Consider the following 21,917-nt stretch of genomic DNA (forward strand, 5'->3'; position numbering starts at 1 on the left):
CAGTCGCCTCGTCGTGCGGCGATGAACGGGAGTTAAACAAACCGGCAGAATGGCTTAGCGGCGGGGCTTCGATCTGTTCAGAGCAGCCGCGGAGCGGACCAGCACCTTCAGCGCTTCACCGTCGATTTCGGCGCCTTCGGGGATGTCGATCGCTCTTCGAGTGTTTCCCTCGAGGCTCGAGTTGAACAGCCCTGCGGGGTCCGCGAGCGAAGCGCCCTTCGCGAACGTCAGCTTGACCACGCTCTTGTAGGTCTCGCCCGTGCAGATGATGCCGTGGTCGGACCAGACCGGCACGCCGCGCCACTTCCACTCCTCGACGACCTCGGGAACCGCTTCCTTGATCAGTCCGCGCACGCGCGCGAGCGTTGCGCCGCGCCAATCGCCGAGGTCAGCAATTCGCTGGTCGATCAGTTCGGACGCCGACTTGCCATCCTCTGCTTTCGAGTCCGTCATGACGCGTCGTCCTCCTGCTGCAGAACCGGGCGTAGCAGCAGCGGGCGGGTTTGGCTTGCCTCAGGCGGCGAGCAGTGCCCCGCGGTACGCCTGGTCCTCGAGCGTCTGCCCGGCGCCGAGCGCGACACAGCTCAGCGGATTGTCGGCAACCCGGACTGCCAGCCCGGTCTCGTCCGCCAGAACCGCGCTGATCTCGCGCAGCAGCGATCCGCCGCCCGTCATGGTGATGCCCTGGTCGATGACGTCCGCGGCAATCTCCGGCTGCGTGTGCTCGAGCGCGGCGCGCACCACCTCGACGATCCGGTTGACCGGCTCGGACAGCGCCTCGGCAACCTGCGCCTGATCCAACGTGATTTCGCTCGGGACGCCGCGGCCAACATCGCGGCCGCGAACGTGGCTGACCAGCTTCGGGGTGTCGCCGCGAAGGCGCGCGGTGCCGATTTCCAGCTTCACGCGCTCGGCCGTCGCCTCGCCGATCATCAAGTTGTAGTTGCGGCGGATGTAGGCCGTGATGGCCTCGTCCATGCGGTCGCCGCCCACCCTCGCCGAGCGGCAGTAGGCGAGCCCCTGAAGAGAGATGACGCCGACTTCAGTCGTGCCGCCGCCGATGTCCACGACCATGGAGCCGATCGGCTGGGTGACCGGAAGCCCGGCGCCGATTGCCGCCGCCATGGGCTCCTCGATCAGCGACACCCTGTCGGCGCCGGCGTTCGTCACCGCGTCACGGATTGCCCGCCGCTCGACGCTTGTGGCGCCGGACGGGATGCAGATCACGACCTCCGGCCCGCGCGAGAAGCGGGTCGGCCCGCCATGCGCCTTGCGGATGAAGTGCTTGATCATCTCCTCGGCGACCTCGAGGTCGGCAATGACGCCGCTACGGAGCGGACGGATCGTGCGGAGGTTTTCCGGGGTCTTGCCCATCATCAGCTTGGCGTCGTCGCCAACGGCGCGAACCTTGCGGACGCCGTTGATGGTTTCCATCGCCACGACGGACGGCTCGCTCGTGACGATCCCGCTGCCGCGCAGGTAGACGACCGTATTCGCAGTGCCGAGATCGATCGCGATGTCGCGCGCCGAGAAATTGAACAAAGAACGCACGCGCCCCTCCCCAGGACAAAAAATGATTGGGTGCCGACCCCCGACAGAGAAGAAGGCTACGCACAGGCTGCGCCCGCGCGCACTAGGCTGCGAACCAGTTAACCATAAGTCGTTGTATTCGCGCGGTGAGCAGCCGGACTTCAGAATGCGTCAACCGGCACTGTCATGAGAGCCTCGGCACCGGCCTCGATCTGGCGGCGAAGCGCTGCCGACAACGGCAGTTCACGCTGGGCATACAAGCGCGCCGTCCCGAGCTTGGCTTCGTGGAAGGCGCTGTCGCCCTCTCCCGCAGCGAGCGCCCGTCCCGCCGCCCCGGCCATCTTCAGCCACATCCACCCGAAGCTGACGAGGCCCATCAGCTCCATGTACGGGTAGGCGCCGGCACCCGCGTTGTCCGGGTCCGCCGTCGCATGCTGCGCCAGCCACAGGGTCGCGGCTTGCAAGTCAGCGAGCGCTGGCTCGAGCGCAGCGGCAATCCCCTGCGCGTCGCCGCTAGCCCGAGCTCCGGCGATGTCCTTGCCAACCATTTCGAAGAAGCGGCGAATTGCCCGGCCGCCGTCGCGCGGCAGCTTGCGCCCGACCAGGTCCATCGCCTGGATGCCGTTGGTGCCCTCGTAGATCTGGGTGATCCGCGCATCGCGCACGAACTGCTCGAGCCCGTGCTCGCGGATGTAACCGTGGCCACCGAGCACCTGCTGGGCCAGCACCGCAGCTTCGAAGCCCTTGTCCGTCAGATAGCCCTTGATGACCGGCGTTAGCAGCCCGAGCCGGTCGTCCGCCTCCCTCCGCTCCGCCTCGTCGGGCGACCGGCGCGCCAGGTCGACCAGCAACGCGCCCCACAGCACCAGCGCCCGCCCCGCCTCGTTCCAGCCCTTCGCCTTCAGCAGCATCCGCCGGACGTCCGGATGGACGATGATCGGGTCCGCTCTCGCGCCCTCCTCCCGCTCGCCTTCTTTCAGCGCGCGACCCTGCCGCCGGTCCTTCGCGTAAGCGACTGCGTTCTGGTAAGCGACCTCGCCCTGGGCCAGCCCCTGAAGGCCCACCCCGAGGCGAGCGGCGTTCATCATGATGAACATCGCCTGGAGGCCCTTCCCGGGCTCGCCGACCAACCACCCTTTGGCCGCGTCGTAGTTCATCACGCAGGTCGCGTTGCCGTGGATGCCCATCTTCTTCTCGAGCGCGCCGCAGGAGACCGCGTTGCGCTCCCCCACCGAGCCATCGTCGTTGACGAGGAACTTCGGCACCACGAACAGCGAAATGCCCTTCACTGTGTCCGGAGCTCCGGCGATCTTCGCGAGCACCAGGTGGATGATGTTTTCGCTCAGATCGTGCTCGCCCGACGAGATGAAGATCTTGGTGCCCGAGACCGCATAGCTTCCGTCGGGCTCAGGATCTGCTCGGGTCTTCAAGAGCCCAAGGTCGGTGCCGCAGTGCGGCTCCGTCAGGTTCATGGTACCGGTCCACTCCCCCGTCACCATCCTGGGTACGTAGCGCTGCTTGAGTTCGTCCGATGCTTTCGCCAGCAGTGCTGCAATCGCCCCCGACGTCAGCCCCTGGTACATTTCGAACGCGTGATTGGCGGAGAGGATGTACTCGCTCACGGCGGTGCCGACGACCTGCGGTAGGCCCTGTCCTCCATAGTCCTCGGGCGCAGTCAGCGTCGGCCAGCCCGCCTCGCAGAATTGCCGGTAAGCGTCCTTGAACCCCGGCGGCGCGGTGACGGAGCCATCTTCCGACCGCGTGCAGCCGACTTCGTCGCCGACCCGGTTCAACGGCGCCAGCACTTCCGCGGCGAACCGTCCTGCCTCGTCCAGGATGGCATCGACGAGATCAGGCGTGGCGTTGGCGAAGCCCGGCAGGTTCGAATAGCGGCCGATGTCGAGCACCTCGTTGAGCACGAAACGTGTCTCGCGGACGGGCGCGGTGTAGATGGGCATCAGCTGACCTCCGTGTCAGTAAAGTCTTATGGCGCGTGCCCCTGCCCGTCCAGACGTTGGCCCCGGGTGCATCCGCCATTCAGTTGCCCGCGTATATCGAGGGGATCAAAGGAGACGATGATGAAGGTCTGGACGCTCGCAATCATTGCCCTGGCGCCGTTCGCGACGCCGGCCCCAGCGGCTTCCCGGACCGAAACGGCAGTGCTTGCCGGCGGCTGCTTCTGGGGCATGGAAGCGGTGTTCGAGCATGTGAAAGGCGTCACTGGCGTCGTGTCAGGCTACGCGGGCGGCAGCCGCTCGACGGCGAATTACGACGCTGTCAGCTCCGAACGCACGGGGCATGCGGAAGCCGTCCGGATCAGCTTCGACCCGGCGAAGATCAGCTACGCCCAGCTGCTGCAGGTCTATTTCGCCGTTGCGCACGACCCGACCCAGGTGAATCGGCAGGGCCCGGATAGCGGACCGAGCTATCGCTCCGCGGTCTTCCCGCAATCGCCGACCCAGGCAGCCCAGGCGAAGGCGTTCATCGCGCGCCTCGACGCTGCACATGCCTTCAAGGCGCCTATCGCAACCCGAATCGAGAACGGCGGCTTCTACCCGGCGGAAGACTCGCACCAGGACTTCGCGCGCAAGCATCCGACCTACGGCTACATCGTCGTTAACGACCTGCCGAAGCTGCGCCGCCTCAAGGCGACCTACCCAGCCCTTTGGAAAGCCTAAGTATTTAATTTTTCAGCGCTTATTAAGGCTGGGGGCGACAAGGCAGCATCCGCGCCCTATATGGGCGATCCAACGCTGGGTGGGGCCGAAAATCCATGCTGACGACCAATCCGTTCGACGACGATAAGCTGCGCGAGGAGTGCGGCGTCTTCGGGATCTGGGGCGCGGACCACGCCTCCAGCTTCGTCGCCCTGGGACTTCACGCGCTGCAGCACCGCGGCCAGGAAGCGGCAGGCGTCACCAGCTTCGACGGCAAGCATTTCCACTCGCACCGCGCGATGGGCCACGTTGCCGGCAATTTCGACCGTGACGACATCATCCGCCGCCTCGCCGGGCCCACCGCGATTGGTCACGTCCGCTATTCGACGACGGGCGAAACCGCTCTTCGCAATGTTCAACCGCTGTTCGCTGAACTTGCCGAGGGCGGGTTCGCAGTCGCCCACAACGGCAATCTCTCGAACGCGCTGAAGCTTCGCCGCACCCTCAATCGCCGCGGCTCGATCTTCCAGTCGACCAGCGACACCGAAGTCATCATCCACCTCGTCGCGACGTCGCACTTCACCACCATGCTCGATCGCCTGACCGACGCTTTGAAGCAGGTTGAAGGCGCCTATTCGCTCCTGGTCCTCACCGAACAGGGGCTGGTCGCCTGCCGCGACCCGCTCGGCATCCGGCCGCTCGTCATGGGCAAGCTCGGCGAAGCGACGATCTTCGCCTCGGAGACGGTGGCCCTCGATGTCATTGGTGCGACCTTCATCCGTGACGTCGACCCGGGCGAACTGATCCTCGTCAACGACGACGGCATCCGTTCCTTCCGCCCGTTCGAGAAGATCGCGCCGCGGCCGTGCATCTTCGAGCACGTCTATTTCTCCCGGCCGGACTCGGTCGCCGACGGCCAGTCCGTCTACGAAGTTCGCAAGGCCATCGGCGCGGAGCTCTCGCGTGAAGCTCCGGTTGAGGCCGACTATGTCGTGCCGGTGCCGGACAGCGGCGTTCCCGCCGCCATCGGCTTCAGCCAGGCGAGCGGCATCCCGTTCGAGCTCGGCATCATCCGCTCGCACTATGTCGGACGCACCTTCATCCAGCCCAGCCAGGACGTGCGGCACCTCGGCGTGAAGCTGAAGCACAACGCCAATTCCGCCCTGGTGCACGGCAAGAGCATCGTCCTCATCGACGACTCCATTGTCCGCGGCACCACCAGCGTGAAAATCGTGCAGATGATGCGCGATGCCGGCGCTCGCGAAGTGCACATGCGCATCGCCTCGCCTCCGACGCGCCACAGCTGCTTCTACGGCGTCGACACGCCGGAGCGTGCCAAGCTGCTCGCGGCCCAGATGGGTGTCGAGCAGATGCGCGACTACATCAACGCCGACAGCCTGGCCTTCGTCTCGATCGAAGGCCTCTATCGGGCCTTGGGACAAGAGCGGAACGCGGGAGCCCCGCAGCGCTGCGACGCCTGCTTCACCGGCGATTACCCGACGATGCTGACCGACGTCTCCGAAAAGGATGGCGGCGCGGCTCTGTCGCTGGTCGCCAGCCGCTAGCACCGGTTCCCAATCGACCGGGCAGGCTCTAGTGCGCCGCCCATGACCGACGACGCAAAGCCTTTCGCCGACAAGCTCGCTCTCGTAACGGGCGCCAGCCGCGGCATCGGCGCGGCCACGGCCGAAGCGCTTGCCGCTGCCGGCGCCCACGTCATCCTGGTGGCGCGCACCAGCGCGGCTCTCGAGGAGATCGAGGACCGCATCCATGCCGCCGGCGGAAGCGCGACTATCGCACCGCTCGACCTCACGGAAGGCGAGTCGATCTCCAAGCTCGGGGCGGCAGTCGCGGAACGCTGGGGCAGGCTGGACATGCTGGTGCTGAACGCCGCGCTGCTCGGCTCGCTGACGCCCGTGCAGGACATCGACCCGAAGGAATATTCGCGCGTCCTGACGCTCAACCTCCTCGCCAACCAGGCGATGATTGCCGCCTTCGACCCGCTGCTCCGCAAGGCCGACCGCGCGGACGTCGTCGCGTTGACCTCGTCCGTCGGTGGCGAGCCGCGCGCCTTCTGGGGCGCCTACGGGTCGTCCAAGGCGGCGTTAGAGGGCCTGCTCGGCACCTATGCGGACGAGACGGCCTATACCGGGCGGATTCGCGTCCACATCGTCGATCCCGGCGCGACCAGGACCCGCATGCGGGCGCTCGCCTTCCCTGGCGAGGAGCCGGAGAGCGTCAAGCCGCCGGAGGTTGTCGCACGCGCGATCCTCGAGCGGCTGACCGGCGATGCGCCAACCGGCGAGAAGATACGCGTCGAAGCCTGAGCGGCGCCGCGACGTGACGGCCGCTTCGCTAGAAGAGGATGTCCTGGGCAGCCAGCCCCGCGCACGCGTGCAGAACGACCGCGAAGTCAGCGGCTGCATCGCCGTTCACATCGCCATAGAGCGTCAGATCGGTGCCGTTGCTTGTCGACCAGAGCCCGTGCGCAATGGCTACGGTGGAATAGCCCTCGAATGCCTGATCGCCGTCGGCTCTCGTGTCTGCATCCATAGCGGACAGGTCGAGTTGGTCGCTGTTCGAGCCGCGAAGGGCGCTCGCGAAGTCGGTGATCTCATCTGGCGAGCCAAGCGCTGAATCGCCGGCATCGTAATAACAGAAACTGTCCCGGCCGGCGCCGCCGGTCAGTGTGTCGGCGCCAGGGCCACCGGCGATGCAGTCGTCCCCGCCTCCGCCATCCACCAGGTCATTGCCGGTATAGCCTTGGAAATAGTCGTCGCCATCGCCGCCCTGAAGGCTGTCATCCCCCTCGTCCCCGAACAGATAATCGTTGCCCGCCCCGCCAATCAGGACGTCGTTCCCGGTCTCGCCGCCGAGGTAGTCATTGCCGGCACCGCCGGTCAGGAAGTCGTTGCCGCCGTCGGCCATAAGGTAGTCGTCACCAGCGACGCCGTAGAGGCGATTATCCAAACCGTTGCCGTACAGCGACAGGCCCGAAGCGTCGGCAACCACGCCGTTTTCGACATTCTCAGCAAGGGTCAGGCTGACACTCGTCCGGACGGTATCGGCGCCCTCGTCCGCCTTCTCGATCACCGCGTCCGCGAAGCTGTCGACGTAGTAGATGTCGTCGCCGCTGCCACCGGCGGTCGTGTCCGCACCGTCACGGCCGTTTAGTACGTCGTTGCCGGCGTTCCCGTAGAGGGCATCGCTGCCGCCGCCGCCGTCAACGGCGTCGTTGCCGGCTCCACCTGACAGGAGGTCGTCACCACCCTTGCCGTACAGATGATCGTTGCCGCCCTGACCGTCGATCGTCTCGGCATTGCCGGAGCCGGAGATCCCGTTCGCAGCGGCGTTGCCGGTGATCGTTGCAGCGGTTCCGCTGCTGCCGGCATAGCTGCCGACGATGATGTTCTCGACGTTATTGGGAAGGCTGTATGTCGCTCCACGAGCAAGCTGCACCGTGTCCGTCCCATCGCCTGTCAATTCAACGATGGTCGCGGAACTGGCGCCGCTCAGCCGGTAGATATCGTTGCCGGCTCCGCCGTAAACCGTCAGGCCGGCGCTGCCGTTCAGATCATAGAAGACGTCGTCACCTCCGCCGCCCCGAATAGTCCCGGTCACTGCGAACCCGGCGCCGACGAACGCATCGTTGCCGGACCCGAGGTCGGCGCTCAGGCTGCCGACGTCGCCCGCGAGATTGATCCGGTCATCGCCATCCTCGCCCGAGATCAGCAGGCCGGAGCCATCCCGCAGCACGAAGAGATCGTCGCCGCCGCCACCGGCACAAGCCGCGCCCGATGCCCAGATGTCGAACCGGTCGGCTCCGGCTTCACCGTAGATAGTTGCGGTCCCCGCGATCAGCCGGACCCGGTCGTCGCCGTCGCCCATCGCGGCCATGGTCGTGGTGCCCCCGGCGACCGTGAGTACGTCGAGTCCGTCCAGGAAGGTCAGGAAGAATTCGCCGGGACCCCTGACCGTGAACTGGTCGGCATCGTTGGTGAAGAAACGGCCTGGCATTCACGGAACCCCTCTGCTGCGCGAACAAAGCGCGAACTCTGCAGTGGGTTAAAGCGTGAACCGAGTGCGTGGATACAAGATTGCCGAAGAGATGAGTCCAGTCTGGATCAATCTCGGAGATGCAGTCCCCGGACCTTCTCACGGGCTCGCTCATCAAGAAAAGGGCGCCGGATTGCTCCGGCGCCCCGACGCCTCCCTGTGCATCAGTCCAAGCGCTAGAAGGTTAAGTCGTCCAGATAGATGGTTCCTGTCGCATGCACTGCCAGTTGGAAGTCTGCGATGCTGTCCCCGTTCGTGTCTCCGTAAAACGTGAAATCAGTGCTCGTGTCGGGGTTGTTTGTGAACGTGAACCAGAGGTCGCCAGCCGTACCGAGCGGCGCGCCTGAGTAATTCAGGGTGAACGCCTGGTCGCCAGCGGTCAGCACATCGGCGTCAATGCCGGACAGGTCGAGCTGATCATCTGCCCCCTCGCCGTTTACTGAGGTGAAATCCGATATGGTATCGGAAGATAAGGAAGTAGAGTCGCTCGTGGACGTGTACACGAACGTGTCGTTGCCGTTGTCGCCCTGCAGCAGATCGGCGCCGGCGCCGCCCGAGATCGTGTCGTTGCCTTCGCCGCCGAGGAGCCAATCACCACCGGCGCCGCCGTACAGGTGATTGTCGAGCCCGTTACCGGCCAACGCCAGGCCTGCGCTGCTCGCGACGATGCCATTCTCGACATTGGTGGAGAGCGTCAGGAAGCTGATGCTGACCTTCTCGGTGTCGGTGCCCTCGCCTGCATTCTCGACCACGACGTCGGCGGAGCTGTCGATGTAGTAGGCGTCGTTGCCGGTGCCGCCGTACATGGTGTCGTCGCCGGCGCGGCCGTTGAGCTGGTCGTTGCCCGCGTCGCCGTAGAGGGTGTCGGTGCCGTTCCCGCCATCGACAGTGTCGTTGCCGTTGCCGCCGTGGACGGCGTCATCGCCGTTCTTGCCGTAGAGGTAATCGTTGCCTTCGAGGCCGTAGATCGTCTCGTTGTTGCCGCCGCCTGTGATGCTGTTCGCCAGTTCGTTACCGGTGAGCGTTGCGTCCGCCGTGGTGCTGCCGGCGTAGGTGCCGACGGTGATCCGCTCGACATTGGCGCCGAGAGTATAATCCATGCCGCGCGCGAGCTGGACGGTGTCGTCGCCCTGGCTCGCGTTCTCGACGATTGTGCCCATGGCCGTCGGCGTCACCCGATAGACGTCGTTGCCATCGCCGCCCGCGAACGTCAGCGTTCCGGCGGTGCCGTTGATGTCGAAGAAGACATCGCTGCCGTTGCCGCCGTTCAGCGTGCCGGTGATCGTGTGATTGTAGCCGTTGACGGCATCGTCGCCGGCTCCGAGGTCGACGGTAAGGGTGGTGATATCGGCGACCACGTTGACGCGGTCGTTGCCGTTGTCCCCGGCGATCGTCTGCCCGGATCCTGCGCGCAGGACGAACAGGTCGTCGCCGCTGCCGCCCCATGCCGTCGCGTTGTTGGCCCAGATGTCGAAGCGATCGTTGCCCGACTCCCCGTACACGGTTGCGAGGCCGGTAATCAGCTTGGCGTAATCTTCGCCTTCGCCGAGCGCCGCAGTGGTGCTGTCACCGCCATTGACCGTCAGCGTGTCGGCGCCACCAAGAAATACGAGGTTGTAGTCGCCTGCGCTGCTGACCGTATACGAGTTCGGTCCATCGTCGAAAAACTGGGTAGGCATCGAACTTCCTTCTCACAAAAGGACGATGCCGCGCGACCGCCCCGCATCGACGGGGGTGGTACGCCTTAGGTGTTACAGCGCCATGTCGTTAAGGCTCCGAACGCGCATTTTTTTACGCCGGCCGCTGCATTGGCCGTCTCGTCAGCGTTCATGCCGCCCCTCAACGAAATGGAGGCGCCGGCACTAGCCCGACGCCTCCGTCTGTTCAATAGCCGACTTTAGTACGTGAGGTCGTCGGCGTACCAACCGTTGGTCGCGTGCACGACCAGCAGGAAGTCGGCAGTGCCGTCGCCGTTCGTGTCACCGTAGAAGCTGACGTCCGAAGAGCCGTCGCCATTATCCACCGACGTGTACCAGAGGTCGCCTGCGGTGTGCGCGGCAACGCCCGTGTTGTTCAACGTGAACGCCTGGTCGCCGTCGGTGATCATATCGGCATCGATCGCCGACAGATCGATCTGGTCGTCCGTGCCCTCACCATCAACCGAGTAGAAGTCGGTGATGGTGTCGTGGTGAGCAACGGTCGAATCGCCTGTCGAGGTGTAGACGAACGTGTCGCTGCCAAGACCGCCAGTCAGCGTGTCGCTGAGGTCGAGACCAGTCAGCATGTCGTCCCCAGATCCGCCGGTGAGACGGTTCTGCTCGTCGTTGCCGGTGAGCGAATGACCGACACTGGAGGCGATGATGGCGTCGTCGACGTTGGCGGCGAGCGTGTAATCGATCGTCGTCTTGACCACGTCACGGCCCTCACGGTCACCCTCGACGATCATGTCGCCGGCACTGTCGACATAGTAGGTGTCGTTGCCGATACCGCCGGTCATCGTGTCGTCGCCTGCTCGACCGTTGAGGATGTCGTTACCCTCGTCGCCGAACAGGTTGTCGTTCCCGTCAGCGCCGTCGACGGTGTCGTTGCCGATGCCGCCGTGCAGGGTGTCGTTGCCGCCCTTGCCATAGAGAACGTCGTTGCCTTCGAGGCCCCACATCGTCTCGTTGTTTCCGCCGCCGGTGATGACGTTGTAGAGTGCGTTGCCGGTGATGGTTGCGTCGCCGGTGGTGCTGCCGAAGTAGGTGCCGACAACCACACGCTCGAAATTGTCACCGAGCGTGAAATCCATGCCGCGAGAGACCTGCACCGTGTCGGTGCCCTCATTGGCCAGTTCGACGATCGTGCCCTGGGCCTTGGTCGTCACCCGGTACACATCGTTGTCGTCGCCGCCATAGATGGTGAGCGTAGCTGCGGTGCCGTTAACGTCGTAGATCTTGTCTGCGCCGTCGCCACCGCGGATCGTGCCGGTCACGGTGTGGTTGTAGCCGCTGAACACGTCGTCGCCGGTGCCGAGGTCGGCCGTCAGATTGGCGATATCGGTCGAGAAATTGATGCGGTCGCTGCCGCGCTCGCCCATGATCGTCTGGTTGGATCCACCGCGCAGATTGAACAGATCGCTGTCGCGGCCGCCCCAAACGGTCGCGCCCGACGCGAGGATGTCGAACCGGTCGGCACCCTGCTCACCGTAAACCGTCGCAGTGCCGGAGATCAGCTTAACGTAATCGTCCCCTTCACCCATCGAGGCTGTGGTGGTGGTTCCCCCGTTCACGCTCAGCGTGTCGTCGCCGGCGAGGAAGGTCAGGTAATAGTCACCGGCAGCCCGGACCGAGTAGGTGTCGGCATCTTGAGTAAAGAACTGGGTAGGCATGTTGAATGAACCTCTTCGTTGATACGCACGAGTCGTGAGCGCCCCTTCGAGTTGTTAAATCCCTTTGTTGTCAGAAGCTAGACAATGAAAATTTAAGTTTGGTCCCGTGGCGGGACGGCCACCTCGGCGCTCCGGATCGCCGATCCGTCACTCGGAGCGGGTCCGGAAAGACCCGGGCAGCCGCCGCCGCTTGCTCCGCGAACAAAAAAAGGCGCCGGGTTGGAGCCCGGCGCCTCGAGTTCAATGCCGATCGATTAGAAGATCAAGTCGGTCAGTGGCAGACCTGCAAGCAGGTGGACGTGCACTTGCAGCTCGGCGGTGGCAGCGTCGCCGTCGATGTCGCCGTAGATATCCAGGTCGAGGGTCGTGTCAGCGTTCACCGTGACTTCGAACCAGAGCGCGTTGGCTGCCGGCAGCACGCCGATCCCCGCGAACGCCTGGTTGCCATCGACGTTAACGTTTGCGTCGATCAGTGAGAAATCCAGGTGATCGCTGGAGTTCGGGTCGGCCGCGTCGCTGTTGAAGTCGGTGATCATGTCGGCGTCGCCCGTCAGCACGAAGGTGTCGCTGCCGCCGCCCCCCGTTAGCGTATCCAGGCCGAGACCGCCGGTGATGACGTCGTCACCGGCGCCCCCGTCGATGGTATCGTTGCCGGCGCCGCCGTCTATATTGTCGTTGCCGTTGCCGCCCTCCAGGCGATCGTTGCCGCCGCCGCCCTGTATGTAGTCGTCACCGTCAAGGCCTTCGATCCAGTCGTCTGCGGGCCCGCCGTAGAGGCGGTTGTCGAGGCCATTGCCGATCAGGTGCAGGCCGGCTGTTCCTTCGATGACGCCATATTCGACATTGTCGGCAAGCGTCAGGTCGACGGACGTGCGCTCCGTATCGATGCCGCCGTTCACGTCTTCGATGACCACGTCGCCCGGGCTATCGACGAAGTAGGTGTCGTCTCCTGCTCCGCCAGCCATGGTGTCATCGCCCGTGCGGCCGTTCAGCACGTCATCGCCGGCTTCCCCGTAGAGCGCGTCGGTGCCTTCGCCGCCGTCGATGCGGTCATTGCCGCCACCGCCGCGGATCACGTCGTCGCCCGCATAGCCGGACAGCCAGTCGTCGCCCGACCCGCCGAACAGGTGATTGTCGAGCTCGTTGCCGGAGAGATGTAGGCCGGTCGAACCCTCGACGACACCATACTCGACGTTGTCGGCGAGCGTCAGGCTCACCGACGTACGCTCGGTATCGATGCCGCCGTTGACGTCCTCGATGATGACGTCCCGCACGCTGTCGACATAATAGGTGTCGTTGTCGGCACCGCCCGCCATGATGTCGTCGCCGGTGCGGCCATTGAGTGAATCGCGGCCCGCCTCGCCCCACAGGACGTCATTCCCTTCGCCGCCGTCGATCCGGTCGTTCCCGTTGCCGCCCCAGAGGGAGTCGACGCCCGCCTTGCCGAACAGGTGGTCGTTGCCATCGAGGCCGTACATCGTCTCGGAATTGCCGTGGCCGGTGATCCAGTTGCCAAGCTCGTTGCCGGTGATCGTTGCCGATCCCGCGTTGCTCCCGGCGTAAGTGCCAACGATGATGTTCTCCACGTTGTCCGGTACCGTGTAGTCGGTCCCGCGGGCGAGCTGGACGGTGTCCATGCCTTCGTTCGCGTTCTCGATGAAGTCCGGGAAGTTGCCGCCATAAGCGCGATAGATGTCGTCGCCCGTGCCGCCGTAGACCTTCAAGCTGCCGACGCTGCCGTTGAGGTCGTAGAAGAGATCGTCCCCTGCACCGCCGTAGATGGTGCCGGAGATTACGTGATTATACCCGTTGAAGGCGTCGTTGCCGTCGCCGCCATCACCCCAGAGATTGCTGGTGCTCGTGACAATGTTGAAGCGGTCGTCACCGGCATCGCCCGTCAGGGTGTCGCCCGTGCCTGCACGCACCACGAACAGATCGTCGTCGTCTCCGCCGGAGACCGTGGCATTCGACGACCAGATGTCGAAACGGTCGCTGCCCGCTTCACCTGATACAGTGGCCAACCCGGAAAGGAGCTGAACATAGTCGTTGCCCTCCCCCATCGCCGCCGTCGTTGAGGTTCCGCCCCGAACGTTCAGGCGGTCGTTGCCGCCCAGGAAGCTGAGTGTGTAATCCCCCTGACCCGTGACCGTGTACGTGTCAGGGCCGTCGCTGAAACTCTGGGTTGGCATTTACTGAACCCTTTCTCGAAGTCGCCGAATTGGCACTCCAGAAGAACGCTGGCCCGTGAGAGCGAGTTCAGTAAACAGTTGTTAACTGAGGTGAATTTGTGCCGCCGTCGACCAACTATTCTGTGGCTGCGACGAAACGTTCATCATGGTTCAAAGTGGGACGATTAACCAATTCTGCTAGTCAACTGTCAACTGCAGGCGAGCACTGGCTGTCTTGAAGGCTCTGCGCCGGAGCGCTCGCCTCAATGCACGACGGGCAGCTCTACAAAGCTTGCCTGCGGACCCGCGACCACCACCTTCTGCTGGGCCGGCACATAGTCGGTCGCCTTGGCGAAGAAGATGTTGGGGACGAACGTCTGCGGGTTGCGGTCGTAGAGCGGGAACCAGCTCGACTGCACCTGCACCATGATCCGGTGCCCCGGCAGGAAGACGTGGTTGGTCTGCGGCAGCCCAAAGCTGTAGGCGAGCGGTACGTTCGGACTCAGCGGCTTGGGATCGGACAGCGACTCCCGGTAGCGGCCGCGGAAGATGTCCATCGCGATGGGGAATTGATATCCGCCCATCGCGCGTTCGCCCGGCACCTCGTCCGGATAGACGTCGATCAGCTTCACTATCCAGTCGCTGTCCGTGCCGCTGGTCGAAGCGTTGAGGTGCACCACCGGCTCGCCCGCGATCGTCACGGGCGCCGTCAGCACGGCTCCGGTAAACGTCAGCACGTCGGGGCGCGTCGAATATTCGCGTTGGTCGGTCGTCAGCCAGGCTTTCCAATGGTCGTCGTCATAACTGACGAGCCGGTTCGGCCGCGGCGTATTAGTCACCGGGTGCGCAGGGTCGGAGATGTAGCTGACCGTGCGCGTCTCGCCCGCGGCGGGCTCGAATCCCGTGCTCATGTCCGGGCGCAGATAGAGCCGCGCGCCGCCTTGAACCGTCGGCCACGTATCGAGCCGCTGCCACTGGTTGGTGCCCGACTGAAATGCCGTAACGGGCGCCACGTTCATCGGCGCGTCCTGGAGATAGTGAGCGAGGAAGGGCGCGAGCACCTGATGCCGCCACCATTTCGACGTGTCCTGGTCCCACTGGATGTTGCCGGTATTGCGGCCCTGATCGATTCCTTGGCCGTGATACCAGGGCCCCAGCGTCAGGAAGACCTTGTCGTTGCCTGTGTCCTTGGCCTTGATCGCCCGATACACGGCCGGCGCGCCGTAGATGTCCTCGGCGTCCCACAGGCTGTCGACCAGCATCACGGGGACCTTCAGCGGCTGCCGGGCCAGGATGCTGTCCATTGCCTGGCTCTGCCAGAAGCTGTCATAGGCCGGATGACTCGTGATCTGGCGCCAGAAGCCGACCTGCTCCAGTCCGTGCTGCCGTCCGAACTCGCCCGCCGAGCCGGCCCGCATGAACGTGTCGTAGACGTCGTACGTGCTCCACGCGAACGGCGCGCTGTTGTCGCGGGTCGCTTCCTGTTCGAAGACGTAGTCGGTGCCCGTCTGGCGGAACGCGCCGTTGTGAAACCAGTCGTCACCTCGCCAGCCGTCGACCATCGGGTTCATCGGCACCGCGACCTTCAGCGCCGGATGCGGGTTGATCAGCGGCACCAGCGCTTCATACCCGTCGTAGCTGATGCCGATAACACCGACGCGGCCGTTGCTCTCCGGCACGTGCTTCACCAGCCAGTCGATAGTGTCGTATGCATCGGTCGAGTCGTCGACCTTCGTCGGGTTCAGCGGATTGCCGACTAGCGGGCGGTTCATCACGTAGGTGCCCTGCGACCCGTACTTGCCGCGGATGTCCTGGACGACGCGGATGTAGCCGGCTTCCGCGATGATGTCGGCGGCGTTGTCGTAGCCGTCGAGGGCTGCGGCGAGATGGCCGCTATGCACGATGTTGGTCTGCGCATCGGCGCTGTAGGGCGTCCGCGTCAGCAGCATCGCGGCGCCCCGCGCAGCCTTGGGCACGAGGATGACCGTGTGCAGCTTGACTCCGTCGCGCATCGGGATCTCGACCGTGCGGCGCTCATAATCCCAGCCAGCCGTCGCTGTCGCCACGCTCTTGGGCCGCTCGTCGTAAACCTGCGCATGACTTGGTGCCGCCGCGACTAATCCCGCCAGCGCCGCAGCGCCCCAAAGCCATGCCCGAGCCATCGAATCCTCCCCTTCCGAACGGCCGCAGCACTACGCTTTCTTGCGTAGCTGTCCATCCGCCGTTGGTGACGCGGCGGCGGGTTGCCGCTAACGGGCCGCAATGACCACCAACACCGGCGCCAGAACTGGCGGACGCATCCTCGTCGACCAGCTCAAGATCCAGGGCTGCGACCGCATCTTCACCGTCCCGGGCGAAAGTTTCCTCGGCGTCCTGGACGCGCTCCACGACACGCCCGAGATCGACACCGTGGTCTGCCGCCAGGAAGGCGGAGTTGCCTACATGGCCGACGCTGACGGCAAGATGACCGGCCGGCCCGGCATTGCCTTCGTGACGCGCGGTCCCGGCGCCACCAATGCCAGTGCCGGAGTCCACGTCGCGTTCCAGGATTCCACGCCGATGATCCTTTTCATTGGCGATGTGGCGCGTGGCGACCGCGACCGGGAAGGCTTCCAGGAGATCGACTTCCCCGCCTTTTTCGCACCGGTCGCGAAATGGGCGGCGCGCATCGAGGACGCTCGTCGCATCCCCGAATATGTGGCGCGCGCTTACCGCGTCGCGACCGCCGGAAGGCCTGGCCCGGTCGTGCTCGCGCTTCCCGAGGACATGCTCCGGGACGAAGTCGAAGCGGTCGATCGTCCACGAGTCCCGCCGGTCGCCGAAGCGCCCGATCCCGGCGCCATCGAGGCGCTGTTCGCGCTTTTGAAGGAGGCGGCCGCTCCGGTAGCGATCGTGGGCGGCGCGGACTGGAGCCCGCGCGCGGCGCATCACTTCGCCAACTTCGCCTTCCGCCATGGCATCCCTGTCGCAGCCGCCTTCCGGCGCCAGGACGCGATCTGCAACTCGTGCCAGGTCTATGCCGGGCAACTCGGTTATGGCCCCAACCCGAAGCTTCAGCAGCGCCTGCGCGACGCCGACCTGATCATCGCTGTCGGTACGCGGCTCGGCGAATCGACGACCGACGGCTACACGCTGATCACGCCCGATCACCCGGACCAGACGCTGGTCCACGTTCATCCCGACCCGAACGAGCTCGGCCGCGTCTATCACGCGGACCTGCCGATCTGCGCCGATATGGGCGAATTTGCGGAAATGCTCGACGGCTGGCTCGATCCTGATTGCGTGCGCTTCTCCTGCGGCGAGCAGGCGCACCGGGAATGGCTGGAGTGGAGCGAGCCCAAGGAGCGCGAGGGCGTCACGCTCGACCTCGGCCCGTGCGTGGCCGCGATGCGCGAGGCCCTCCCAGAGAACACGATCATCTGCAACGGCGCCGGCAATTTCTCCGGCTGGTGGCACCGTTATTGGCGCTACGGCACGATGCCGACGCAGCTTGCGCCGACCAGCGGCACGATGGGCTATGGCCTTCCCGCCTCAGTCGCGGCGGCGCTCCGGTTCAAGGACCGCCCGGTCGTCTGCGTAGCGGGAGACGGCGACTTCCTGATGAATGGCCAGGAGCTTGCGACGGCGGCCCAGTACGGCGCCGACCTGCTGGTGATCCTGGTCGACAATGGGGCTTACGGGACGATCCGCATGCATCAGGAGCGCGAGTATCCCGAGCGTCTATCAGCCACCGAGTTGAGCAATCCGGACTTCGCGGCGCTCGCCAGGGCCTACGGCGGCTGGGCCAATACGATTGAGCGCACGGAAGATTTCACCCCCGCACTCGGCCGAGCGCTGGGGCAGCGCGGCATCCGGCTCCTGCACTGCAAGACCGACGTCGAGGAGATCAGCAACGCGACGACGATCACCCAGCTGAGGCAAAAGGCCAAAGGCTGACCCAGCTTGTCCGCTGACGGGCTGCAGATCGCTGCCGAGCCTGCGGACAGCGACACGGCGCGCTCCTGCCTCGCTTCTTACTACGAAGAGTTGCAGCACCGCTTCGTGGAGGGCTTCGATCCCGCGCTCAGTCTCGCTCCCGACACCGGCGAGTTCGCGCCGCCGCGCGGCACCTTCCTTATCGTGCGCCTGGACGGCGAAGCCGTTGCTTGCGGCGGGTTGAAGCAGCTCTCGGCCGACACCGCCTACCTCAAGCGCATGTGGGTCGCTCGGGAGGCGCGCGGCCGCGGCATCGGCCGATTGCTGCTCGGAGCGCTGGAGCAACGGGCGCGTGAGCTCGGCTATTCGACCGCCGCCTTGGAGACCCACAAGTCACTCGCCGAGGCGCAGCTGCTCTACCTCTCGTCCGGCTACCGCGAGGTCGAGCCGTTCAACGACGAGCTCTACGCCCACCACTGGTTCGAGAAGCCGCTCCGCTAGAGCCCCGAGGGGTAAGTCTCGTCGGCGCCGCCGGTGCCCGGACGGCGCGCACCCGGGAGCGGCGTCACCGCGGTGGTTTCGTCGAACCAAACCCAGGCATCGAACTGCTTCGGCAGGATCGCTTCGCTGTAGTGGCTCCAGCGCTCCGTCTCAGGGCGGTAAATGACGCCGATGAACCGCTCCAGCCGCGGCTCCAGTAACGCCTCGCGCACTCCACGCCCGACCTCGCCCTCGCGAAGGTCGAGCAGGAAGCGCGGAACGCCGCTGTCGTGGCTCATCCGCTCGTAGCTTTCCGCAAGTGATGGCCGCACCTGCTTGACTTGCATCGGCTCGTCCCAGTCATCTGCCGCCGCAACCGTGCCGCTGTGCGTGCCGAACCCGATCAGCCTCGCCCGGGCATCAAACCGCTCCTTCGTGAGCTGGCCGATGTTGATCTCGTCGCGGCGCTCACCCATGTCGGTGAAGGCCGCATTGCCGATGTGACTGTTGTGGGCCCAGACGACCGCCCTGGAATTGGGACCCTTGGCCTCGAGCAGCTGACACAATGTCTCGAACATGTGCGTGTCGCGCAAATTCCAGCTCTCCGCCGAACCGTAATACATCACGCGATAATAAGCCTCAGCGTTCTTCACGAGGCGCGCATTGGCCGCCGCGTCCAGCCATTCGTCGCAATCCTGGCCGAGGCAATCGAAGTTGCGCTGGTTTAGGTCGCGGAGCATCTGCATGACGCCGACTTCGCAACGTGCATAGCCCTCGCTGAGCGCGATCGCGCCATACCGCTCCGGGTGCTCGGCCCACGGCTCCAGGCAGCCGTAACGCTTCCGCGCGTCGCGTGCGGCTTCGGGGTCCTCCTGCTCCAGGAAGTCGATGACGGCGCGCATCGAAGCGCCGAGATTGTAAAGATCGAGGCCATAGAAGCCGCACATCTGCTCGTACGGTCGCTGCGCATTGTGCTCGTGAAGCCACCGCGTGAACGCGTCGACCTCGACGTTCCGCCACATCCACGTCGGGAAGCGCTCGAAAGCGTTCTCCTCGCCCGCCCGTGGCTCGCGATGGCGGACGTAGCGATCGATCGTGGCTGCATCCGGCCAGTCGGCTTCGACCGCGACGATGGTGAAACCGTGATGCTCCACCAGCCGGCGGGTGATCGCCGCCCGCGCGCGGTAGAACTCGCTCGTACCGTGGCTCGCTTCGCCGAGGAGCACGACGCGAGCATCGCCGAAGCGGTCGAACATCGCTCCAAAAGATGGGTCGTTCAGGTCCGGCAGCGGCTCGGCGGCCTTCGCGATCGCCTCGGGCAAGGTGCGGGTCAACGTGTCGTCCATGGTTCGTCCCTCTTCCCTGTTCGCAGGAACGAAGGGCGCAGCGCCCGGCTCCAACTGCTGTACTGGCGCGGCGCGGCTCGCCGGAAGGCGCGAAATCTGTCATCCAGGCGACACTTCCCTCTCGCCGAAGGAGACGGCGCATGGCTTCGATCGACACGCGGTTTTCAGGCTCTGTACCGGCGAGCTACGACCAATATCTCGTGCCATTGCTGTTCCGCCCCTACGCGAAAGAGCTCGCGCGCCGGGCGGCACGGCTAAAGCCGACGCGCATTCTCGAAACCGCGGCGGGCACCGGCGTAGTCACCCAGGAACTCGCCCGCGCTCTCCCCGAGGCCGACGTTACCGCGACGGACCTAAACCAGGCGATGCTCGACGTCGCCGTCAGCCGCGTCGACTCGCCGAAGGTCAGCTTCCGCCAAGCCGACGCCCTCAATCTACCGTTCGAGGACGTGAGCTTCGACCTCGTGGTCTGCCAGTTCGGCATCATGTTCTTCCCCGACGCGGTGCGCGGTAATTCCGAAGCGCGGCGGTTGCTCCGCGACGGCGGACACTACCTGCTTGCGATCTGGGACGAGATGGAGCGCAACCCGCTGACAATGGTCGCGCACGAGACGATGCTGAGCCTGTTCCCGGACAACCCGCCGATGTTCATGAAGCGTGGTCCGTTCAGCTACGCCGACACGACCGCGATCGAGCGCGACCTGCGCGCCGGCGGCTTTACCGGTGTTGAGATTGAAACAGTCGAACTGATCAGCCGCAGCGCCTCCGCCGAAGAGGCCGCCCGCGGTCTATGCTACGGCTCGCCGATGTGCGTCGAGCTTGAGGAATATGGACCCGACGCACTCGGCCGCACCTTCGCCCAAGTCGCCCGCCGCGCGCGTCAGTTCGAAGGACCGAACGGCTTCGAAGCGCCGATGTCGGCTCACATCGTAACCGCGACTAGATAAGGCCTGCCAGCGGGCTCGACGGATCGGCGTAGCGGCGCTTCTGCATGCGGCCGGCAAGATAGGACAGCCTGCCCGCATCGACGGCCGACTTCATTGCCCGCGCCATCAGCACGGGCTCCTTCGCCTCGGCGATCGCCGTGTTCATCAGCACGCCGTCGCAACCGAGCTCCATTGCCACGGCTGCGTCGCTAGCGGTCCCGACGCCCGCATCGACGAGCACCGGCACCTTGGCGCCCTCGACGATTAGCCGGATCGTCACCCGGTTCTGGATGCCCAGCCCGGAGCCGATCGGGGCGCCGAGCGGCATAATCGCCACTGCTCCGGCTTCCTCCAACTGCTTCGCGGCGATCGGATCATCGACGCAATAAACCATCGGTTCGAAGCCTTCCTTCACGAGGACCTCGGTCGCCCGCAGAGTCTCGCGCATGTCCGGGTAGAGCGTCCGCGCTTCGCCGAGCACCTCGAGCTTCACCAGATTCCAGCCGCCGGCCTCGCGCGCCAGCCGCAAGGTTCGGATGGCGTCCTCGGCAGTGAAGCAGCCCGCCGTATTCGGCAGGTAGGTAACCTTCGCCGGATCGATGAAGTCGGTCAGCCGCGGCTGACTGGGATCGGAGACGTTCACCCGCCGCACCGCCACAGTCACGATCTCCGCGCCCGATGCCTCGAGCGCTGCAGCATTGTCCGCGAAGCTCTTGTACTTGCCGGTCCCGACGATCAGCCGGGATGTGAACGTCCGCCCAGCGACGGTCCAGGTATCGGTTGCGATAGCCGACTGCGCATTCATCCTGCTGTTCTCTCCTTGTGCGCGAGAACGTTAGCCAACGCTCCGGCGGGATCGCGCACGAAAAAGCGTCGCACGCCCCAAGGTTCGTCCCGCAGCGAGTAGACGATCTCGCAATCCTGTCTCAGTGCGGAAGCGAACGCTTCGTCGACATGGGTCACTTCTACCGAATAGTCGGGAGTCGTTCCCGACGGATCCTGGCTCAGGATGCTGAGCTGTGCCTCGGCGTTCGACGGTGAAGCGTAAGTGACGATGAACCCGAGGTCCATCTTCCGTTCGAGACCAAGCACTTGCGTGAAGAACTCTGCGCCCTCTTGAGGCACGTCGGCAACCAGGTTCGGCACTATTCGCCTGGTCACTTAACCACCTCCGACGAAATGCACGATCTCGAACGAGTCGCCGTCCTCGACTTGAACCTCATGGAAGGTCGAGCGCGGCACGATCTCGAGGTTGCGCTCCACTGCGACCCTACCGGGGTCCAGGCCAAGGTCGTTGAGCATCTCCACCAGGTTGTAGCCGCCGGGCACCCGCCGGTGCTCGCCGTTGATGCTGACCGAGAGGCTGTCGTCCGGATCCATGTGACGGGCGAGATAGGAGTGCCGAGGTAAGAGCGCAAATGGCCTGTTGCTGTTGAGGGTGGACGCAGCGCCGCTCGTCTGACAGAGCG

The 21,917-nt window shown here is 65.0% G+C and carries 18 protein-coding genes; 6 read left to right on the forward strand and 12 right to left on the reverse strand.

Annotation, left to right across the window (positions count from 1 at the left end; genetic code table 11):
• Nucleotides 1–54: 54 nt before the first annotated feature.
• The 3 genes from ACUXST_RS12005 to ACUXST_RS12015 form a co-directional block, all read right to left on the reverse strand.
• A complete protein-coding gene (locus tag ACUXST_RS12005) occupies nt 55–453 on the reverse strand; it encodes a DUF1801 domain-containing protein (protein WP_458390219.1) in 399 nt (132 codons plus the stop codon).
• A gap of 60 nt (nt 454–513) precedes the next feature.
• The gene (locus tag ACUXST_RS12010) at nt 514–1,551 is read right to left on the reverse strand and encodes a rod shape-determining protein (protein ID WP_458390220.1); all 1,038 of its coding nucleotides are present in this window, start codon (nt 1,549–1,551) and stop codon (nt 514–516) included.
• Nucleotides 1,552–1,691: 140 nt separating this feature from the next.
• Entirely contained in the window at nt 1,692–3,488 is a 1,797-nt protein-coding gene (locus ACUXST_RS12015) for an acyl-CoA dehydrogenase C-terminal domain-containing protein (protein ID WP_458390221.1), read from the reverse strand.
• 120 nt (nt 3,489–3,608) lie between these two features.
• Between ACUXST_RS12015 and msrA the strand changes: the two genes are divergently transcribed.
• The 3 genes from msrA (at nt 3,609) to ACUXST_RS12030 (ending at nt 6,514) form a co-directional block, all read left to right on the forward strand.
• Nucleotides 3,609–4,208, forward strand: coding sequence for a peptide-methionine (S)-S-oxide reductase MsrA (gene msrA, locus ACUXST_RS12020; protein ID WP_458390222.1), 600 nt, complete (start codon nt 3,609–3,611; stop codon nt 4,206–4,208).
• A gap of 95 nt (nt 4,209–4,303) precedes the next feature.
• Nucleotides 4,304–5,752, forward strand: a complete 1,449-nt coding sequence (purF, locus tag ACUXST_RS12025) for an amidophosphoribosyltransferase (protein WP_458390223.1) — start codon at nt 4,304–4,306, stop codon at nt 5,750–5,752.
• Nucleotides 5,753–5,794: 42 nt separating this feature from the next.
• The gene (locus ACUXST_RS12030; RefSeq protein WP_458390224.1) at nt 5,795–6,514 is read left to right on the forward strand and encodes an SDR family NAD(P)-dependent oxidoreductase; all 720 of its coding nucleotides are present in this window, start codon (nt 5,795–5,797) and stop codon (nt 6,512–6,514) included.
• Between the two features lie 28 nt (nt 6,515–6,542).
• Here the strand turns inward: ACUXST_RS12030 and ACUXST_RS12035 are convergent, their stop codons facing one another.
• The 5 genes from ACUXST_RS12035 to ACUXST_RS12055 form a co-directional block, all read right to left on the reverse strand.
• Complete coding sequence (locus ACUXST_RS12035; protein ID WP_458390225.1) at nt 6,543–8,204, reverse strand: calcium-binding protein; 1,662 nt, start codon at nt 8,202–8,204, stop codon at nt 6,543–6,545.
• A gap of 215 nt (nt 8,205–8,419) precedes the next feature.
• Nucleotides 8,420–9,922, reverse strand: a complete 1,503-nt coding sequence (locus ACUXST_RS12040; protein WP_458390226.1) for a calcium-binding protein — start codon at nt 9,920–9,922, stop codon at nt 8,420–8,422.
• Nucleotides 9,923–10,140: 218 nt separating this feature from the next.
• Complete coding sequence (locus ACUXST_RS12045; RefSeq protein ID WP_458390227.1) at nt 10,141–11,613, reverse strand: calcium-binding protein; 1,473 nt, start codon at nt 11,611–11,613, stop codon at nt 10,141–10,143.
• A 254-nt stretch (nt 11,614–11,867) separates the two neighbouring features.
• Nucleotides 11,868–13,802, reverse strand: a complete 1,935-nt coding sequence (locus tag ACUXST_RS12050; RefSeq protein ID WP_458390228.1) for a calcium-binding protein — start codon at nt 13,800–13,802, stop codon at nt 11,868–11,870.
• 242 nt (nt 13,803–14,044) lie between these two features.
• Nucleotides 14,045–15,943: a CocE/NonD family hydrolase gene (locus tag ACUXST_RS12055; RefSeq protein WP_458390229.1), complete on the reverse strand. Its 1,899-nt coding sequence runs from the start codon at nt 15,941–15,943 to the stop codon at nt 14,045–14,047.
• A gap of 100 nt (nt 15,944–16,043) precedes the next feature.
• On the opposite strand from ACUXST_RS12055, the gene ACUXST_RS12060 reads away from it, so the two are divergent.
• Nucleotides 16,044–17,717 carry a thiamine pyrophosphate-binding protein gene (locus ACUXST_RS12060; RefSeq protein WP_458390230.1) on the forward strand — a complete coding sequence of 558 codons (1,674 nt, stop codon included), beginning with the start codon at nt 16,044–16,046 and terminating at the stop codon, nt 17,715–17,717.
• 6 nt (nt 17,718–17,723) lie between these two features.
• A complete protein-coding gene (locus tag ACUXST_RS12065) occupies nt 17,724–18,197 on the forward strand; it encodes a GNAT family N-acetyltransferase (RefSeq protein ID WP_458390231.1) in 474 nt (157 codons plus the stop codon).
• On the opposite strand, the gene ACUXST_RS12070 is transcribed toward ACUXST_RS12065, so the two are convergent.
• On the reverse strand, nt 18,194–19,522 hold the full coding sequence (locus ACUXST_RS12070) for an erythromycin esterase family protein (protein WP_458390232.1): 1,329 nt from the start codon (nt 19,520–19,522) through the stop codon (nt 18,194–18,196). The genes ACUXST_RS12065 and ACUXST_RS12070 overlap by 4 nt on opposite strands.
• Before the next feature lie 140 nt (nt 19,523–19,662).
• Between ACUXST_RS12070 and ACUXST_RS12075 the strand changes: the two genes are divergently transcribed.
• Nucleotides 19,663–20,469 carry a class I SAM-dependent methyltransferase gene (locus tag ACUXST_RS12075; RefSeq protein ID WP_458390233.1) on the forward strand — a complete coding sequence of 269 codons (807 nt, stop codon included), beginning with the start codon at nt 19,663–19,665 and terminating at the stop codon, nt 20,467–20,469.
• Here the strand turns inward: ACUXST_RS12075 and ACUXST_RS12080 are convergent.
• Genes ACUXST_RS12080 through thiS form a run of 3 tightly spaced genes read right to left on the reverse strand, consistent with a single transcriptional unit; the run spans nt 20,462 to nt 21,828 of the window.
• The gene (locus tag ACUXST_RS12080; protein WP_458390234.1) at nt 20,462–21,253 is read right to left on the reverse strand and encodes a thiazole synthase; all 792 of its coding nucleotides are present in this window, start codon (nt 21,251–21,253) and stop codon (nt 20,462–20,464) included. The two genes, ACUXST_RS12075 and ACUXST_RS12080, sit on opposite strands and share 8 nt — an antisense overlap.
• Complete coding sequence (locus tag ACUXST_RS12085) at nt 21,250–21,609, reverse strand: VOC family protein (protein ID WP_458390235.1); 360 nt, start codon at nt 21,607–21,609, stop codon at nt 21,250–21,252. Before ACUXST_RS12085 ends, ACUXST_RS12080 begins: the two co-directional genes overlap by 4 nt.
• On the reverse strand, nt 21,610–21,828 hold the full coding sequence (thiS, locus tag ACUXST_RS12090; RefSeq protein ID WP_458390236.1) for a sulfur carrier protein ThiS: 219 nt from the start codon (nt 21,826–21,828) through the stop codon (nt 21,610–21,612).
• Nucleotides 21,829–21,917 lie beyond the last annotated feature (89 nt).

The sequence above is a fragment of the Sphingomonas sp. F9_3S_D5_B_2 genome (assembly GCF_054263715.1).

Bases quoted from the DNA above. Each gene is read 5' to 3' on its own strand.
- purF (WP_458390223.1), top strand. From the start codon at position 4,304: ATGCTGACGACCAATCCGTTCGACGACGATAAGCTGCGCGAGGAGTGC.
- ACUXST_RS12080 (WP_458390234.1), bottom strand. From the start codon at position 21,253: ATGAATGCGCAGTCGGCTATCGCAACCGATACCTGGACCGTCGCTGGG.
- msrA (WP_458390222.1), top strand. From the start codon at position 3,609: ATGAAGGTCTGGACGCTCGCAATCATTGCCCTGGCGCCGTTCGCGACG.
- ACUXST_RS12075 (WP_458390233.1), top strand. From the start codon at position 19,663: ATGGCTTCGATCGACACGCGGTTTTCAGGCTCTGTACCGGCGAGCTAC.
- ACUXST_RS12060 (WP_458390230.1), top strand. From the start codon at position 16,044: ATGACCACCAACACCGGCGCCAGAACTGGCGGACGCATCCTCGTCGAC.
- ACUXST_RS12055 (WP_458390229.1), bottom strand. From the start codon at position 15,943: ATGGCTCGGGCATGGCTTTGGGGCGCTGCGGCGCTGGCGGGATTAGTC.
- ACUXST_RS12050 (WP_458390228.1), bottom strand. From the start codon at position 13,802: ATGCCAACCCAGAGTTTCAGCGACGGCCCTGACACGTACACGGTCACG.
- ACUXST_RS12040 (WP_458390226.1), bottom strand. From the start codon at position 9,922: ATGCCTACCCAGTTTTTCGACGATGGACCGAACTCGTATACGGTCAGC.
- ACUXST_RS12035 (WP_458390225.1), bottom strand. From the start codon at position 8,204: ATGCCAGGCCGTTTCTTCACCAACGATGCCGACCAGTTCACGGTCAGG.
- ACUXST_RS12030 (WP_458390224.1), top strand. From the start codon at position 5,795: ATGACCGACGACGCAAAGCCTTTCGCCGACAAGCTCGCTCTCGTAACG.
- thiS (WP_458390236.1), bottom strand. From the start codon at position 21,828: ATGGATCCGGACGACAGCCTCTCGGTCAGCATCAACGGCGAGCACCGG.
- ACUXST_RS12045 (WP_458390227.1), bottom strand. From the start codon at position 11,613: ATGCCTACCCAGTTCTTTACTCAAGATGCCGACACCTACTCGGTCCGG.
- ACUXST_RS12005 (WP_458390219.1), bottom strand. From the start codon at position 453: ATGACGGACTCGAAAGCAGAGGATGGCAAGTCGGCGTCCGAACTGATC.
- ACUXST_RS12070 (WP_458390232.1), bottom strand. From the start codon at position 19,522: ATGGACGACACGTTGACCCGCACCTTGCCCGAGGCGATCGCGAAGGCC.
- ACUXST_RS12015 (WP_458390221.1), bottom strand. From the start codon at position 3,488: ATGCCCATCTACACCGCGCCCGTCCGCGAGACACGTTTCGTGCTCAAC.